This window comes from bacterium (assembly GCA_030654305.1).
Taxonomy (GTDB): Bacteria; Krumholzibacteriota; Krumholzibacteriia; order LZORAL124-64-63; family LZORAL124-64-63; genus PNOJ01.
On record JAURXS010000246.1, the window covers coordinates 1 to 15,448 of the forward strand.

The 15,448-nt window shown below is 73.0% G+C and carries 13 protein-coding genes; 9 read left to right on the plus strand and 4 right to left on the minus strand.

All coding sequences use genetic code 11. The features are described from left to right. A partial coding sequence (locus tag Q7W29_06985) for a type IV secretory system conjugative DNA transfer family protein (GenBank protein MDO9171560.1) occupies positions 1–1,750 on the minus strand: 1,750 nt, incomplete at its 3' end. A gap of 15 nt (positions 1,751–1,765) precedes the next feature. Beyond that, positions 1,766–2,761 carry an aminopeptidase gene (locus Q7W29_06990; GenBank protein ID MDO9171561.1) on the minus strand — a complete coding sequence of 332 codons (996 nt, stop codon included), beginning with the start codon at positions 2,759–2,761 and terminating at the stop codon, positions 1,766–1,768. A 256-nt stretch (positions 2,762–3,017) separates the two neighbouring features. Here Q7W29_06990 and Q7W29_06995 point away from each other — a divergent pair, with 256 nt between their 5' ends. Further along, a complete protein-coding gene (locus Q7W29_06995; GenBank protein ID MDO9171562.1) occupies positions 3,018–3,782 on the plus strand; it encodes an ATP-binding protein in 765 nt (254 codons plus the stop codon). A 70-nt stretch (positions 3,783–3,852) separates the two neighbouring features. Here the strand turns inward: Q7W29_06995 and Q7W29_07000 are convergent, their stop codons facing one another. Both Q7W29_07000 and Q7W29_07005 read right to left on the minus strand, forming a co-directional pair. Next, the gene (locus Q7W29_07000; protein ID MDO9171563.1) at positions 3,853–4,980 is read right to left on the minus strand and encodes an isocitrate/isopropylmalate dehydrogenase family protein; all 1,128 of its coding nucleotides are present in this window, start codon (positions 4,978–4,980) and stop codon (positions 3,853–3,855) included. A 133-nt stretch (positions 4,981–5,113) separates the two neighbouring features. Continuing rightward, positions 5,114–6,442 (minus strand): hypothetical protein, encoded by a 1,329-nt coding sequence (locus Q7W29_07005; protein MDO9171564.1) that lies wholly within the window; start codon positions 6,440–6,442, stop codon positions 5,114–5,116. A 140-nt stretch (positions 6,443–6,582) separates the two neighbouring features. Between Q7W29_07005 and Q7W29_07010 the strand changes: the two genes are divergently transcribed. The 8 genes from Q7W29_07010 to Q7W29_07045 form a co-directional block, all read left to right on the plus strand. Next, a complete protein-coding gene (locus Q7W29_07010) occupies positions 6,583–7,152 on the plus strand; it encodes an SAM-dependent methyltransferase (protein ID MDO9171565.1) in 570 nt (189 codons plus the stop codon). 81 nt (positions 7,153–7,233) lie between these two features. Further along, the gene (locus tag Q7W29_07015; protein ID MDO9171566.1) at positions 7,234–8,856 is read left to right on the plus strand and encodes a bifunctional UDP-sugar hydrolase/5'-nucleotidase; all 1,623 of its coding nucleotides are present in this window, start codon (positions 7,234–7,236) and stop codon (positions 8,854–8,856) included. Between the two features lie 21 nt (positions 8,857–8,877). Further along, positions 8,878–9,648, plus strand: a complete 771-nt coding sequence (locus Q7W29_07020) for a TIGR00266 family protein (protein MDO9171567.1) — start codon at positions 8,878–8,880, stop codon at positions 9,646–9,648. A 78-nt stretch (positions 9,649–9,726) separates the two neighbouring features. Further along, on the plus strand, positions 9,727–10,341 hold the full coding sequence (locus Q7W29_07025) for an RNA polymerase sigma factor (protein MDO9171568.1): 615 nt from the start codon (positions 9,727–9,729) through the stop codon (positions 10,339–10,341). A gap of 58 nt (positions 10,342–10,399) precedes the next feature. Continuing rightward, positions 10,400–11,182, plus strand: a complete 783-nt coding sequence (locus tag Q7W29_07030) for a hypothetical protein (GenBank protein ID MDO9171569.1) — start codon at positions 10,400–10,402, stop codon at positions 11,180–11,182. 121 nt (positions 11,183–11,303) lie between these two features. Continuing rightward, positions 11,304–14,045: a CHAT domain-containing tetratricopeptide repeat protein gene (locus tag Q7W29_07035; GenBank protein MDO9171570.1), complete on the plus strand. Its 2,742-nt coding sequence runs from the start codon at positions 11,304–11,306 to the stop codon at positions 14,043–14,045. A gap of 133 nt (positions 14,046–14,178) precedes the next feature. Next, on the plus strand, positions 14,179–14,598 hold the full coding sequence (locus tag Q7W29_07040; GenBank protein MDO9171571.1) for a hypothetical protein: 420 nt from the start codon (positions 14,179–14,181) through the stop codon (positions 14,596–14,598). After that, positions 14,586–15,448: hypothetical protein (locus Q7W29_07045; GenBank protein MDO9171572.1), on the plus strand; the 863-nt coding region annotated here is incomplete at its 3' end. The genes Q7W29_07040 and Q7W29_07045, both read left to right, overlap by 13 nt.

Below are 15,448 nucleotides of genomic sequence, written 5' to 3' on the forward strand. Positions count from 1 at the left end.
CTTCGCGCCAGCGGACCAGCGCGCCCGCCTCCTGCGGCCGCACCAGCAGGGCGACGGCCTGTTCCGCGTCCACGCCCAGCTTGCGGTCGACGAAGGCGACGCGCCCGAAGGCCCCGAGCCGCGGCTCGTAGACCAGCGTCGCGTCGGCGACGTCCAGGCGCCCGCGCTCCGCTTCGAGGGCGGCCAGGGCCGCCTCGCGGGACAGGGTCGCGGGCGCCCAGGCTTGCGGCACCGCGGGCGGCAAAGGGGGTGGCGCGGCGAGGAGGGACGCGGAGTCGCCGGTTGTCGTCGCGGTGGTCACCGTCGGCGCCGGCGCGGCGGCGGTCGTCGTGGCGGTCGTCGTGTCCGTCGTCGCACCCCGCGTGAGCGAGCGGATCTGGTCGCGCGTCAGGGGACCGCGCAGGTAGCTCATCGCCCAGCGCGTCTGCATCAGGACCGGCCCGTCGGCGTGCGTGTCGTGCAGCAGGAAGACGCGCTCGCCCAGGCCCGACAGCAGCGCGTCGGCCGTCTTGCGGTCGAAGCCGCCGGCCGCGGAGGCGAGCCCGTCGAGCACGCGCAGCTTGTCGCGCTCGGTCTGCAGCTTGCCCAACAGCCAGATGCCGGCGTTCCCGAGCGCCTTGTAGTCCAGGTCGACGGGGTTCTGGGTGGTCAGCACCACGCCCAGGCCGCAGGCGCGGGCCTGCTTCAGCAGGGTCAGCAGGGGTTTCTTGCTGGGCGGCTCGGCCGTCGGCGGCAGGTAGCCGAAGACCTCGTCCATGTAGAGCAGCGCCCGCAGGCTGGTGGTGCCCGGCTGGCGGCGCATCCAGGCGACGACCTGCTCCAGCAGGAGCGTCGTGAAGAACATGCGCTCCGCGTCCTGCAGGTGCGCGATCGAGAAGATGGCGTGGCGCGGCCGGCCGTCCGGCGCCCGCAGCAGCGCGTCGACGTCCAGCGGCTCGCCCTGCAGCCAGGACGCGAACGACGGCGCCGCGACGACCGCGTTCAGGGCCATGGCCAGCTCGAAACGCTCCTGCGGCGGGAAGAAGACGTCCACCTCGAAGACGCCGAGCTTGTCCACGGGCGGCTTCTGCACCGCCGTGATCAGCTGCACCAGGTCCAGGTCGCGGCCCTCGCGCCAGGCGTGCTCGAAGATCGTCGAGAGCAGGATGTGCTCGCGGCCGCGCAGGGGGTCCGCGTCGACGCCGGCCAGGCCGAGCAGGGCGCCGACGGTGCCCGCGATCTGCTCGCGACGGGCCTCCTCGTTCCCCTCCCAGCCGCCGGTCGGCGCGCGCAGCGAGGCGAGGATGGACACCGGGGTGCCCGCGTCCGAGCCCGGGGTGTAGATGCGGAACTCGGCGCTCGCCTTCAGGCGGCGGATGCGGTCGGGATCCTGGTCCCAGGCGGCGAGCCCCTCGCGCCAGGCGGTCGCCGTGGCGGCGGCGCATTCCTGCGGGGTCTGGCCCTTGCGGCGTGCGTCGTCGGGGTTGACCCAGGGCAGGAAGTCCTCGGGCCGCAGTTCGGGGAACGTGAGCAGCAGGTTGGCGAGGTCGCCCTTGGGATCGATGATGATCGCCGGCACGCCGTCGAGCGCCGCTTCCTCGAGCAGGGCGACGCACAGCCCGGTCTTGCCCGAGCCGGTCATGCCCACGCAGACGGCGTGGGTCGTCAGGTCGCGGGCGTCCAGCTGCAGGTGCGCGTCGGGCTTCACGCCGGTGACCGGGTCGAATTCCTTGCCGAGGTAGAAGGCTCCGAGCCGCTCGATCGGTGGCATGGCCGCGCTCCCGCGCTAGACGACGAACTGGCCGTCGCGCATCAGTTGGCGGTGCGATCCGTCCTCGTAGGCGACGTCCATCGAGGGCGTGTGGAACAGGTAGTCGATGTGGACGCTCGAGTGGTTGCAGCCGCCGGGCATGTCCTCGTTGCTGCCGAAGGCGATGTGCGCCGTGCGCAGGGCCTTCTCGTCCTCCAGCATGCAGCCGACCAGGCGGGCGCCCGGGTTCAGGCCGATGCCCAGTTCGCCGACGACGCTCGCGCTCGCGTCGGTCGCGCACAGCGCCTCGATCTCGGCCCGCAACGCGGCGTCGGCGCAGGTCACCCGCGTCACGTGGCCGCCGGACAGATCGAGGGTGACCGGCGCCGCGGGCTTGCCGATGGCGCCGATGGGGCCGTCGGCCACCAGCACGCCCTCGCCCTCGGTCTCGACCGGGGCGCAGTAGACCTCGCCGCAGGGCAGGTTGACGCCGGTCTCGACGGTCGCGTGCAGGTCGGACTGGAACGTCCGCCCGCGCAGGCCCAGCACCAGGTCGGTGCCGCCGGGCGCGGTGATGCGGACCGAGACGGCGTCGCGCAGGTTGTCGATCAGCCGGTCGGCGCGGGTGCGCATGGCCGCGTAGTCCACGGCCAGCGGGCCGTCGTCGAGCATCGCCTCGGTGATGCCGGGCGCGTGGCCGAGGCGGATCCGCTGCGTGGCCTCGATGGCGTGGATCCAGGCGATGCGGAAGGGCACCTCGGCATTCGCCGCGGAGAAGGCGTTGATCACCACGGTGCGGCCGGCGAGGCGGTCGATCATGCCCGCGGGCGGCGCGGCGTGGGGCCGGCCCTGTTCGGGGATCAGGTAGGTGTCGGTGTCGCAGCCCTCGGCTTCGGCCGTCGCGGCGAACACCTCGGCCACGCCGCGGGTGACCGTGTCGGTGACGATCAGGACACGGTCGTGGCGCTTCAAGTCCAGCACGTTGGTCAGCGCGCTGCGCGCGGCGCGGACGCGTTCTTCGCGGTTCGTCATCGTCGCCCTCCCGGCGGGGTGGTGGGCTCCCTCGCGCGCAAGATGGGCCTTTCCCGGCGGCTTGTCCAGCGGCGGCCGCCGGCAGTGGGTGCCGGCGGAGGGTGCCGGAAGCGGACCGGCCGCGATTCCCGTCCTTGGGAAGCGCGGCCGGCGATGACACGTGTCGCGGGGACCATAGCAGATTCCGGATGCGCCGTGCGCGCAATCTTGCGCCGGCGGCCGGTCGGGTCCAGGATGGGGAGCGGGAGGATCCGAAATGAATGTCGACCCGCACGCCGACCGCGAACGCCGCCTGCATTTCCTGAACCGCCGCCTCGCCGCCGCGCAGAAACGGTGGTCGCTGTTCGCCGACGGCGACCGCGTCCTGCTCGGCCTGTCCGGCGGCATGGACAGCGTGACGCTGCTGCATCTGCTCGCGCGCCGTCGCCGCGACGCGACCTGCGGGTTCGCGCTGGCCGCGATGCACGTGGAGTTCCCGGAAGCGGAAGGCCGCGCGGAGCGTCGCCGGCGGCTGGAGGATCTCTGCTCCGGCCTGGACGTGCCGCTGGCGTTCGCGGCGGCCGATCCGGACCCCGGGCCGCCCGCGGGCGCGCGTCCGGCCCACCCCTGCTTCCGCTGCGCCCGCGAGCGGCGGCGGTTGCTGTTCACGCACGCCGCGGAGCACGGCTTCGGCAAGCTGGCGCTGGGCCATCACCTGGATGACGCCGCCGAGACGGTGCTGATGAACCTGCTGTTCAAGGGCGGGCTGGAGGGGCTGCCGCCGCGACGCGACTTCTTCGACGGGCGCGTGGCGCTGGTCCGCCCCCTGCTGCTGGCCGAGAAGGCCGAGATCGCCCGCGCCGCGGCCACCCTCGATTTCCCCTTCGTGCCCTGCCTCTGCGGCCGCGCGGTCGGCGGCCTCGGCTCCGAACGCGACCGCGCCCGCGACTACCTGCATTCGCTGGGTCGCAACGCCCGCACCGCCAAGCGGCACCTGTTGCGCGTCTCGCTGAGGGAACGCCCGCCCGAGGTCCGGCCCTGAACGGGACCGGCCGCGGCCCCACCCGGGGACCGCGGCCGGTGTTCGCTCCGGCGTGGACCGGCCGGATCGCCTAGCGGGCCGCTCTGGCGGCGATCGCCGCGGCCATGTCGGTCGTGGTCGAGTCGCCGCCCATGTCGTAGGTGCGGACCTGGCCCTCGGCGATGACCTCGGCGACGGCCCGCTCCAGCCGCGCCGCCAGGTCCTTCTCGCCCAGGTGGTCGAGCATCATCTTGGCCGACAGGATCATGGCGATCGGGTTGACCTTGTTCAGGCCGACGTACTTCGGGGCCGAGCCGTGGCTGGGCTCGAAGATCGCGACCTCGTCGCCGATGTTGGCCGAGCAGGCGAAGCCCAGCCCGCCCACCAATTGGGCGCACAGGTCGCTGATGATGTCGCCGAACATGTTGCTGGAGACCAGCACGCCGTAGTCCTGCGGGTTCTTGATCAGCCACATGCACATCGCGTCGATGTTGGTCTCCCACAGCGCGATGCCGGGGAACTCTTGGGCGATCTTGCGGGCCTCGCGGACCATCAGGCCCGAGGTCTCGCGCACCACGTTCGGCTTCTCGACCACCGTGACGGACTTGTAGCCGAACTTCTGCGCGTACTCGAAGGCGTCGCGCACGATCTGCTGGCAACCCTTGCGCGTGAAGATGCGGCAGCTGACCGCGATGTCCTCGTTGGCGGTCGCGTCCATGCGCCCCATCTGCGTGGGATGCGTCTTCTTCATGGCGTCGCGGATCTCCTGCGGCAGGGGGTGCCACTCGACGCCCATGTACAGGTCCTCGGTGTTCTGGCGGAAGACCACCAGGTCGAGGTCCTCGCGGAAGTTCAGCGGGTTGCCCGCGTAGGCCTTGCAGGGGCGGAGGTTGGTGCGCAGGTTGAACTTCTGGCGCAGGCCGACGATGGGGCTGCGGTAGACGTGCCCCTTGCCCCTCAGCTCGGGGATCAGCTCCAGCTCCGCCTCCTCCTTCGGCTTGCTCGTGATGGCGCCGAACAGGGCGGCGTCCACGTCGCGCAGCATCGCCAGGGTGCGGTCGGGCAGCGGGTTGGCCTCGGTCCGCCAGATCTCCCAGCCGATGTCGCCGTGGATGTACTCGGCGTCGAAGCCCATCGCGTCCAGGACGGTCCTGGTCGCGTCCATCACGTCCACGCCCACGCCGTCGCCGGGCATCCAGCCGATGCGGTACTTGGCCATCGCACGAACCTCCTGCAAGGGTCGCCCACCTGTCGTCGGATCGCTCTTCCGCGGCGGCCCCGGTCCCGGGGTCGTCGCGCGGTGCGGTTGCTGGACTCCAAGATACACGGGGAGCGAGGCCGCGAAAGACGAATCAGCGGCCTGCCCGTTCGTCGTGGAAGGGCAAGGCGGGGTCGCGGGGGCCGGACGAGTCCGCTGCGCGGTCGTCGGCGGCGATCTCGGCCTCCAGGACGCGGTGGAGTTCCCGGATGTCGGCCTCCGTCGCCCGGGCGGCGTTGCGGGCCGCCAGCCGGATGTTCACGGTCAGGGCGACCGCGATGAAGAACAGGGGGATGGCGAACGGCAGCCAACGGCGGCGGCGGTGGGCCCCCAGCAGGCGCACGCACCCCAGCGTGCCGGCGGCCAGGATCACGCAGAAACCCACCGCGGCCAGGTAGAGGGCGCGCACGTTCAGCCACTCGCCGCTGCCGGCGATCAGGGAGGCCGGGATCACCGTGATGTAGGCCCAGGCGATGAAGAAGCGCAGCGCCCGGCTGCCGAACAGGAAGCCGAAGAAGCTGAAGCTCACCAAGCCCAGGGAGACCAGGGTCCGCAAGAGCACGCGCCACTCGTAGACGAAGCGCACGGCCGGGTGCGAGGACGTCACGAGGTCGCTGACCTGGAGCGGGAACACCAGCAGGTTCAGGTAGCGGAAGACCGTCTTGAAGGCGTCCCAGGCCTTCTCCGCCGCGCCCGGATGGTAGTCCAGGTGCGCCGGTGGCTGCTCGTAGCCCCACAGGACCTTCGCGACGTAGAACGACACGCCCACCGCGAGCAGGATCAGCAGGGACGGCGAGAGGACCGAACGGCCGCCGCGCTCCCGGTAGAACAGGAGCTTGTAGACCATCAGGCAGCCCAGGAGCGAGAACGAGGCCGGGCGCGTCAGCCCGGCCAGGACGAACACGGCGAGGCCGACCAGGAACCAGGGGGTCCGCAGCCGGCCCCCGTGCCGGAAATCGTTGCGGATCATGCAGTAGAGGACGACCAGGTAGAACAGCGCGATCAGCAGCGATTCCAGGCCGGCGAGGCTGAGCAGGCCCTTGCCGTAATGGCCGACCGCGAGGGCGAAGAGCAGCGACGACGTCAGCGCCATCCGCTCCTGCGGGAACAGCATGTTGACCAGCAGGTAGACCACGAAGGCGTTCAGCCCGTGAACGGCGAGGTTGACGGCCAGGTAGCCCGCGGGGTCGTGCCCGAAGACGCCGGATTCCAGCAGGAACACCACCTGCAGCAGGGGCTGGCTGAAGTACGTGCCGAGGTGGCTGAAATAGCCGGCCAGGTTGCCCTGCAGGACGTGGGCGTCGTGGAGGATCTCGAAGTCGACGGGGTTCCACAGGGGCGTGTCCAGGACGTGGCGGAACACGGCGAACACGACCGCCTCGAGCAGCAGCAGGACCGATAAGTGGTTCCAGGGTCGACGCATGGGGAATCCTGTCCGCATTCCGCGTACGGTCTCGGTTCCGTCGCCCGCCATCATGCTCTATGATGTGCCGTCGGGCAACCTCGGGTCGGGACGGCGGTCGTGCCGCCGCCCGGCTCCCACTCCATCGGCAGGAATCCCGCGTGCCTTACGTCTCCCGCGGCGGCGACAAGCTGGCCTGCGCCCTGGACGCCTTCGGGATCGACCCCGCCGGTCTGGTCTGCGCCGACCTGGGCTGCAGCACCGGCGGCTTCACCGACGTGCTGCTGCAGCGCGGCGCCCTGCGCGTCCACGCCGTGGACACGGCCTACGGGGTGCTGGACTGGCGCCTGCGCAGCGACCCGCGCGTGGCGGTCCACGAGCGGACCAACGCCCTGCGCGTCGAACTGCCCGAGCCCGTCGCCCTGGTGGTCGTCGACGCCGGCTGGACGCGGCAGGAGCGGATCATCCCGCGCGCCCTGGCCCTGCTCGCTCCCGGCGGGAGCGTCGTCAGCCTGATCAAGCCGCACTACGAGGCCCCGCCGTCGTCCCTGGTGGACGGTCGGCTGCCTCCGGACGAGTCCGCGCGCGTGATGGACGGTGTCCTGGCGACCCTGCGCGGGCTGGCCCGCGTCGTGGCCGGCCCGGTGGACTCGCCCGTGCCCGGCGGCAAGGGCGGCAACCTCGAATTCCTGGTCCACCTGGCGGCGAGGGATCCCGCGGCCCCGGCCTGACCCCAGCCGGCGGTTGCCACGGCCGTCCGTTCGGCCTACCCTGCCGCGATCGGACCCGCGAACCCCGACCCCGGAGTGACCATGTGCATTCATCCTGAGCGCCTAGCCATCCGCGCCCTCGCCGGATTCTTTCTCACCGTCTGGCTGGGGGGTTGCGCCTGCGGACCGCGTTGCGCGGAAGTGGCCTATGCCGCGGCGCCCCTCGTCACCGCCGCGGAGCTGGTCGCTTCACCGTTGCCGCCGTCGCCGCCGGTGCGCGGGGAAGGCCCCTGGAACCTGACCATCTTCCACATCAACGACACGCACACCGCCTTCACGCCCGAGCCCGCCACCTGGCGGGACGACCACGCGCCCGCCGGCGGGATCGTGGCGCTGGCCTCCCACCTCGAGGAGCAGCGGCGCAGCGCGCCGGCGTCGCTCCTGCTGGACGCGGGCGATTTCATGACCGGCAACCCCGTCGGCGAGATCGAAATCGACGGCGTGCTGGGCGGCGGCTGGATCGACATGCTGAACCAGCTGGGCATCGACGCCGGGGTGATCGGCAACCACGACTTCGACCTCGGGCGCGCGAACGCGCGCCGCCTGGCCGACCGCGCCGCCTGGCCGATCATGGCCCTGGACCTGCGCGACGAGCGCGGCGAGCTGGAGTTCGCGGACGCGCCGGTGATCCTCGAGCGCGGCGGCCTGCGCGTCGGCGTGATCGGGGTGACCTGCTCGGAGCTGTTCGACGTGACGGCCGACGTGCGCGTGGCGGGTCTGCGTCTGGAGGACCAGCGCGCGGTGATCCGGCGCTGGATCGCCGAACTGGACCCGAAGACCGACCTGCTGGTGCTTCTCACCCACGACGGGCTCGACGTCGACCAGAAATTGGCCCGCGACCTGGCCGGGTCGGGCCTGGACGTGATCGTCGGCGGGCACTCGCACAGCCGGACCCGCGAACCGCGCCTGGTCGGCGGCATCCTGGTCGTGCAGGCGGGCAGCCACGCCAAGAACCTGGGCCGCCTGGACCTGCGCGTGGCCGACGACCGCGTCGTCGCCTACGACGGCCGCCTGGTCGAGGTGTTGGCCGAGGGGCGCCGCGCCGCCCCGGCGCTCGAGGCGCTGGCGGAGTCCTACGCCGCCCGCGTGGATGCCGTGTTCGGCCAGGTCATTGGCCGGCTGACTCGCGACTGGCGCCGCGACGGCCGCGAGGAGAGCAACGTCGGCAGCTGGATCTGCGACCGGCTGCGCGAGGCGGCCGGCGCCGACGTTGCGCTGCTGAACTCCGGCACCCTGCGCCGCGACTTCCTGGCCGGGCCGGTGACCCTGCTGGACATCCACTCGCTGGTGCCGTTCAACAACACGCTCGAGACGTTCCGCATCGACGGCGCGGGACTGCGCGGGATCGTGCTGGCGAACGCGCGCACGGCCGAGACAGGCGACGAGGGCATCCTGCAGGTGTCGGGCCTGCGCTACGCCTACGCCTGGGCCGATTCCACGCCCGAGTTGCTCGAACTGACCGTGGGCGGGGAACCCCTGGACCCGGCGCGCGTCTATACGGTCGCGTGCCCCGACTTCGTGGTCCAGAAGGCCCGCATCTACATGGACATGGACCCGCCGGCCTCGAGCTATGCCGGCCGGACGATCACCGAGGCGATCGCCGACGCCGTGCGCGAAGCCGGCGTCGTCGACGCGATCACCGACGGGCGCATCACGCGCCGCTGACCCAAGAAGGAGATGACGCTCATGGCGCACGAGATCGATTACCAGATCCTGGGCGACGACCTGCAGGCCGTGGTGGTGGAGCTGGATCCCGGCGAGGCCGTGCAGGCCGAAGCCGGCGCGATGCTCTACATGGAGAACGGCATCGAGATGAACACCGGCACCGACGGCGGCATCTTCAAGGGCCTCAAGCGCGCGGTCACCGGCGAGAGCTTCTTCATCACCACCTTCAAGCACGGCGGTTCGGGCAAGAGCCACGTGGCCTTCGCGGCGCCCTACCCGGGCCGCATCATCCCGCTGCACATGAAGGAGCTGGGCGGCTCGCTGCTCTGCCAGAAGGACGCCTTCCTCTGCTGCGCCTACGGCATCGACATCACCATCGCCTTCACCAAGCGCCTCGGCGCCGGCATGTTCGGCGGCGAGGGCTTCATCCTGCAGCGCCTGGCCGGCGACGGTCTGGCCTTCGCCCACGCCGGCGGCGCGATCATCGTCAAGGACCTGGCCCACGGCGAGCACCTGCGCGTGGACACCGGCTGCCTCGTCGCCTTCCAGGAGTCGGTCGACTACGACATCAAGTTCGTCGGCGGCTTCAAGAACGCCCTGTTCGGCGGCGAAGGCCTCTTCTTCGCCAGCCTGACCGGCCCCGGCCGCGTCTACCTGCAGACGCTGCCCCTGAGCCGACTGAGCGACCGCATCCTGTCGGCCCGCGGCGGCAACCGCGACGAGCACCGCGGCGTCGGCGGGTTGGTCGGCGGGAAGGGGCTGCTCGGGGACCTGCTCAGCGGCGGGAAATAGGCCCGGCCGCACATCAGGGCTTCCCTCGCAACGCGTTGCCGCGCTACGATATGGCAACGCAGAACGGCGGGAGGCGATGTGCGGGTCGACCGGCAGCGACAGGATGAGACGCGGCTCGACGAACGGGCGCTGGCAGCCGGCCTGCAGGCCGGCGACCCGCGGGCGCGACGGGAGTTCTTCCTCGCCGCCCACGACGCGGTCTACGCCTACGCGTGCCGCCTGACGCGCGACGTCGACCTGCGGCGCGACTGGACCCACGACGGCCTGCTGCGCCTCGCCCAGGAGGTGGCGGCGGGCCGTTTCGTCTACCGGCGGCCGGGATCGTTCTGGGCCTGGTTCCGCGCGCGCGCCCCCTTCGTGGTGCTCGACAGCCTGCGCGCGCGCCGGCGCCAGGAGACCCGCGAGCTGCCGTCGGACGCGGAGGACGGCGACCCGCCGGACCCGCCGGCTCCCGACGATCCCGCCCTCGACCTCGAGCGCCTGGAGATCCTGCACGCCGTGAACGCCTGCCTGGACGGGTTGCCGAACCCGGACCAGCGCCGGGTCCTGGCGCTGCTGCTGTTCGAGGAACTCTCGTACGAGGAGATCGCCGAGGCGGTCGACCGGCCCCTGAACACCGTCCGCACCGACATCCGGCGCGGCCGCCTGTCCCTGCGCACCTGCCTGTCCCTGCGCCTGGGCCTCAGGACGTGAGCGGGCGCGATGCAACTTTCGACCGGTCCGGCGCCGTGTTCACGGTGGAGGTGCGAGTGTGAACAGCGACTGCTCGAAGTTGCGCCGGCTGATCCTCGTCGAAGAGGATCTCGAGCCGCAGGAGCGGGACGGGGTGCGGGAGCACCTGCAGCGCTGCGCCGCCTGCCGCGCGCTGCGCGACCGCCTGCTCGCGGCCGAGGGCGTGGCGCGGTCGGTCGAGAACCTGCCCGAGACGGACGCGCCGCTCGCGTCGCTCAGCGAGGTCGAGCGCGCCCAGGCGCGCGCCAGCCTCACGGCGCTGCTCTCGGCGCAGGGTGCGCGGCCCCTGCCGTTCTGGCGTCGCCCGTTGCCGTTGGCGCTCGCCGCGGTCGCGGCGCTCGCCATCGTCTGGCCCGTCCTGCGCGAGGACTCTCCGGTGCGCGACCTGCGGGTCGGCTCGCCGCTGGTCCTGCGGGGCGATGACCCGGCGGCGGCCGCCGCGCCGCACGGCGTCAGCTTCCGTCTGGCGGAACCCGGTTACCCGGTCCTGATCCACGTCGACGGCGCCGGCGAGGTCCGCGTGATCCATCCGGCGGGCGGCGACCCTGCCGTGCGGCTCCCGGAGGGGCGGCTCGTGCTGCTGCCGCCGGTCGCGTCGACCGCGTGGCGCGAAGGGCTGGCGCCCGGACCCGAGACCTACCTGCTGGCCGTCGCCACCAAGAGCCCGCCTTCCACGATGCTGCTGCAGCCGCTGGCGGCGCCCCCCGCCGGGTCGCGGCGCGACGCGATCCGCGAGGCCGCGGCCCGCCTGGAGCGGGCGGTCGGCCCCGTGTCCCGCTGCGACGGTCCGGGCGGGAACTGATCCGTTCGGCATCTGCCCGCCCACGGCCTTCCGGCGCATCGTCGCGTGGGCAAGACCTCCGGATTGTGGTAGCCTCGATCCGCGTCGAGGAACCGACCATCCCCTCCGGAGCATCGCGTGCATGCGCAATCCCCTGATCCCGCTGGTGTCCGCCGCCCTCCTCGCCTGCGCGTTCGCCGTCGCCGCGGCGACGCCGGCTGACCTCGCCGCCCGCCTGGCCGCCCGCCTGGCCGATTGGCGCGCGCGTTCCCTGCCCGATTCCGTGGAGACGCTCGTCGCCGAGCTGCTGCCGGCCGCCCGCGTGCGGGGCGACGACGCGCTCGTCGGCGTGCTGGCGCTCGAACGCGGCATGACCCGCGTCGCCTACGGCCGCGCCGTCGACGGCGAGGCCGACCTGCGCGAAGCCCTGGCCTTGGCCGACGCGCGCGGCGACCCGCCGTCCGCCCACAAGGCCCTACGCTACCTGGCCGAGGCCTGCCAGCATCTGGGCCGACGCGACGAATCCGCGGCGACGTTCGCCGACCTCGAGCGCCGCGCGCGCGCGGCGGGCGACGGCTTCCACGTCGGCAAGGCGCTCTACGGGCTGGGCCGCCTGCGCTTCCGCGCGCGCGACCTCGCCGGCGCCGACTCCCTCTACTCGGCCGCCCGCCCCTTCCTGGAGGCCCACGCCGATTCGGCCGATCTCGCCGCGCTCTTCAACGGCCTGGGCAACTGCCGCGGCGGGCGCGGCGCCTACCGCGAGGCGGCCGTCCACTACGGGCGGGCCGCGGTCATGGCGCGCGGCGGCGGTTCGCGCTCGCTCGAAGCGATGGCCGTCAACAACCTCGCCGGGGTCGAGATGATCCTCGGCGATCCCGGCGCGGCCGTCGTCGGCTACCGCCGCGCCCGCGACATCCAGCGCGAGCTCGAACTCTGGCAGCAGGTCGGGGCGCCGTGGCGGAACCTGGCGTCGGCGCTGGTGGATCTGGGTTCCCTGGACGAGGCCCGCGCCGAGCTGGAGGACGCGCTGGCCTTCTGCCGGGAGCGGAGCTTCCGCGACGAGGAGGCCCTCACGCTCGTCCGGCTCGCGGAGGTCGATCTGGCCGCCGGCCGACCCGCCGCGGCGCTCGACCGCTACCGCGAGGTGCAGGCGCTCGGCCCCGACATCGCGCCGGACGCCCGCTGCAACGCGCGGCTGGGCGCCGCGGACGCGTTGCTGGGGCTGGGGCGCGGGGGCGAGGCGCTGGCGGAGTGCGCCGCCGCCGCGGCGCTGCTCGCCGGTCGCGACGACTTCACGCTCGGCATGCAGCTGGCCTCCGTGCACGGCCGCGTGCTGCGCGCGCTCGGCCGCCACCGCGAGGCGCTCGCCGTCGTGGGGCCGGCGCTCGCGGCGGCGACGGCCGCCGACCTCCCGCGCAACCGGCTGCCGCTGCTGGTCGCCGGCGCCGAATCGTGGCGGGCGCTCGGCGACGCCGACTCGGCCGGCGTCCGGCTCGACGAGGCGCAACGGCTCTGGGAGCGGGAGCGGGCGCTGCCGGCCGACCCCCAGTGGCGGGAGCGGCGCGGCGCGGAGGCCCAGCGCCTGTTCGACCTGCGCCTCGGGCTGGCCATGGACCGCGCGGATCCGGCGGCGGCGTTCGACGCCGCGCAGCGCTACAAGGCGCGCACGATGCTCGAGCGCATCCTGGGTCCCGGCGCCGACCTGCCGGCGGCGGGCGACGCTCCGCCCCTCACGCTGGCCGAGCTGCAGGGCGCGGTCCTGCGGCCGGGCGAGGTGCTGCTCGACCTGTACGTGGGGCGGGACCGGGGCTGGTTGTTCGTGGTCACGCGCGAGGAGCTCCACGCCAGGCCGCTGCCTGGCGGGGATGGCTGGGAGTCGACCCTCGCGCCTCTGTTCGCCCAGCTCGCGCACCCCTTCGACGCCTTCGACGCGCGGTGCGTCGCGGCCGCGCGCGACACGCTGCTGGGCGCGCCGGGATCGCCGGCCGCGGCCGCGGTCGCCGGCGCGACGAAGGTCTTCGTCTGCCCGGACGGGATCCTGCACCACGTCCCCTTCGCCCTGCTGCTGGCCCCGGTCGATCCCCGGATCCTGCCCTCGGCGACCGTGCTCGCACACCTGCGAGAGCGCGCGGCGTCCACTGCGCACGCGCCGTCCACTGCGCGCGCGGCGCGCGTGCTGGCGGTCGCGGGGCGCGAGAACGCCGGACACCGGCGGCTGTCGGGCGCCGGCCGCGAGGTCGACCGCCTGCGGCGGCGCTTCCGCCACGTGACCGTGCCGTCGCGGGCGCGGTCCGACACCGTCGCCTTCGACGGGGCCGCGGCGGCGAGCTTCGACATCCTGCACCTCGCGAGCCACGGCGAGGTGGACGCGCAACGGCCCTGGAACTCGGCCTTCGTCTTCGGCGACGCGTCGCACCCGCAGCGCGTGCGCGCGGGAGACATCGCCGGCCTCGAACTCGGGGCGAGCTTGGCGGTGCTGTCGAGCTGCGGCAGCGCGGACGGCGGGCTGGTGGCCGGCGAGGGCGTGCTCGGGCTGGCCTCGGGATTCCTGGGCGCCGGCGTGCCTGCCGTCGTGGCCACCCTCTGGCCGGTCGACGACGAGGCGACCTCCCGCCTGATCGGGTTCTTCTATGACGAACTGGCCGCCGGGCGGTCGCCGGCGGCCGCGCTCGGGGCGGCCCGCGCGGCCCTGCGCGACGACCCCGCGACGGCGCACCCGTTCTACTGGGCGGGCTTCGTGCTGCTCGGGGAAGGGGAGGAGCCGATCCGCCTGCAGGCGCGCCGCCTCTCGCGGGGCGCGGTCGCCGCGGCGGTCGTGGTCGGCATCGCGGTCGCGTTCGCCGTGCCGGCGCTGCGAAACCGCCGAAACCGGCATCATATTTAAAAACAACATGTTATGAACTGCAAGCTCCGGATCGGCGCCCCGATGCATTCCATCGATCAAATCCTTGAAACTAAATGATTCCGGCAGCTCGTTTTCCTTGGGTGTGCATCCACCACCACCCCGGAGAGACGCCATGACCTCCTGCCAGAAATTCCTGTGCTCGGCGCTGCTGCTCGGCGCCTGCGCGCTCGCTTCGCCGGCCCACGGCGCGGCGCCGGCCTTCGCGGCCAAGGTGACCGCCATCGAGGCGGCGCAGTCCGCCGAACTGACCCGCCTCGGCGAAGCGATCGCGACCGCCGCCGATCCCGCCGAAGCGCTGGCGCTCCAGCGCTGCGCCGCCTACGTGAAGAACTCCAGCCGCCTCGCGCTGCAAGAGGCGCGACTCGAGGCGCAGCTCGAGGCCGCGCCCGACGATTCGCTGCGCACGAACCTGGCCGTCCTGGTCGAGGACCTGCGCGTGCGGGTCGAAGACCAGAGGACGCGCTTGCCGGCCGGTTACGCGTTCACGCCCGCGGCGCCCGCCGTCCAGGAGGTGCCGCCGTGCGCAGAGTGACACAGCTGTTGACCATCGGGATGCTGCTGGCGATCGCGGGAACGGCCGCGGCGGACATCGTGACGCGACCGGTCAAGGCCCGGCTCGACCGCCCGCAGCGCTTCGCCGTCGCGGGCCAGGAATTCGCCACCGCCGTGACGATCACAGCCGCGGCCGACGCGACCCTGCGCGACGTCGAGATCAAGGGCGAGGGTTGGAGCGTCTCGCGCTGGGAGGGCTCGCGCGAACTGACGCTCGCCGCCGGCGGCTCGGTGCGCTGGACGCTGTCGGCCACGCCGGACGCCGGCTTCGGACCGCTCGTGCTGTCGGCCCTGGTGGACGGCAAGCCGTGGCGCCAGAGCTTCGATCCCTCGCGCGAGGCCTACGGCGGCCTGCTGCCCACCGACAGCGACCTGGTGCCGCCGCGCCGCATCCGGGCGGCCGAGGGCGAGCAGTTCAGGGGGACGCCGCAGCTGACGATGGCCGAGCTGACGGCACTCGCCGCGGACGCACCGCCGCCCGCCGTGGCCGCCGATGGAGACCGCACGACCTGCAACGTCTACGGCAACCTCTACTACCTGCACGGCACCCAGAGCAAGGTGTTGCCGGCCTTCGGCGCCACCGTCTGGATCCAGGTGGTTCCCGCGTCCGGCTGGCCCTACTCGCTCGGGACGCAGCGCGTGAACGAGTTCGGCCGCTTCGAGATCGACATCCCCGCCGGGAGCACCTTCCGCATCTGCATGGCGGCCGTCAGCAACGCCGTGGTGGTGCAGGAGGACGGCGTCTGGGAGGACAACTACACCTGGACGACGACGAACTACACGCTGCCCGCGAACGCCACCAGCTACAACGCCGCCATCGTCTTCCCCAC